This window comes from Novosphingobium sp. B-7, assembly GCF_000410615.1.
GTDB lineage: Bacteria > Pseudomonadota > Alphaproteobacteria > Sphingomonadales > Sphingomonadaceae > Novosphingobium > Novosphingobium capsulatum.
Genome location: NZ_APCQ01000672.1, coordinates 1 through 1,571 on the forward strand (window position 1 = coordinate 1; position 1,571 = coordinate 1,571).

The following is a 1,571-nucleotide window of genomic DNA, read 5'->3' on the forward strand; positions in this document are numbered from 1 at the left end:
CCACACCGACAATTGCGTGAGGGGAAATCGCAGAAAACCGGCCCTTTTTGTAGCATTTTCAGGTCTCCTGTCCTATAGGGGCAGGCATGCGGTTCGACCTTGATCGCCTTCCTACAGACCCTGTTCTCCTGCAGAAAATGCTGCGGGAGATGGCGCAGGCTATGGAGGTGGATCGGGATGAACTGAAGGTTGCGAAGCAGACCGTCAAAGCCCAGGGCCTGACCATAGAAAAGCTGGAGCATCGTCTCGCACGGCTGCTGCGCGTTCAGTTCGGGCGCAGTTCCGAGAAGATGGACGGCGCGCAACTGCGCATGATGTTCGAAGACGTTGAGGCCGTCCCCGAGCCAGCCAATGATGATGCTCCCGCAGCAGCAGCGTCAAAGCCGGAACGCAAGGCTGGCACCCGCGCGCCAATCCCGGCGCATATACCGCGCCTGACGGCCGAGCATCGCCCGGAACCGTGCGGCTGCGGCGGGGTGGAGACCGTCATCTGCGAAGATGTCACCGAGGTGCTGGATTATGTTCCGGCCCGCTTCCGTGTCCTGCGCCATGTTCGCCCACGAATTGCTTGCCGGTCGTGCGAGACGATCCGACAGGCGCCTGCCGTCGATCTGCCCCTGCCCAAGGTGATGGCCAGCAGCGCGCTGCTCGCTCATCTGATGGTCAGCCGCTTCGTTGACCATCAGCCTTGGCACCGCCAGTCGGTGATCCTGCGGCGGCAGGGCGTAAACATTGATCGTGATGTGATGGGCCGCTGGGCCCGCAAGCTGGCCTGGTTGATGGCCCCGCTTGGCGAGCGCCTGCTGGCCCACATTCTCAAAGCCCCCAAGATCCATGGCGACGAGACGCCGGTCACCTTGCTGATGGGCGAAGATGGCAGTCACACTGCCTATTTCTGGGTCTATTTGCGCGATGGCCGCTCCAGCGGCGACATGACCCCGCCTGCCGTGGCCTTCCGCTTCACGACCGGGCGCGGCGGCGAGCATCCCGCCGCCCATCTTGCCGGATACGAAGGTTTCCTTCAGGCCGATGGCTATGGCGGCTACAACGTCTTGTACCGCAACCCCAAAACCAAAGCCCCGCGCAGCGTGATAGAGGTTGGATGCTGGGCGCATGCACGGCGTAAATTTACCGACATTCTGGCCAAGAACCCGTCGCCGATCGCGGCGGAGGCCGTCGTGAGGATCGGTGAGTTGTTCGCGATCGAGCGCGACATCAACGGCGCGCCACCCGACGAACGGCGACGGATCCGCCAGCAACAGGCCGCCCCGAAACTAGCTGCCCTGCGGCCATGGCTTGAAGCACAGATGCGCGGGTTGTCTTCAGACAGCGCGCTGGCCAAGGCATGCCGCTATCCGCTCAATCGCTGGATGGCGATGACCCGCTATTGCGACAATGGCCTGCTCGAGATCAGCAATAATTTGGTCGAGAATGCCCTGCGCGGTGTTCCCCTCGGCCGCCGCAACTGGATGTTCGTGGGCTCGACCAGGGGCGGCGATGCCTCGGCGCTGTTCTATTCACTCGTCGAGACCTGTCGCCTGAACGGTGTGGAGCCCGAGGCCTGGTTCACC

At 63.0% G+C, this 1,571-nt stretch carries 1 protein-coding gene; it reads left to right on the forward strand.

Going from position 1 to position 1,571, the window contains the following annotated elements:
• Nucleotides 1-86 precede the first annotated feature (86 nt).
• A partial coding sequence (locus H926_RS31580; protein ID WP_148291660.1) for an IS66 family transposase occupies nucleotides 87-1,571 on the forward strand: 1,485 nt, incomplete at its 3' end.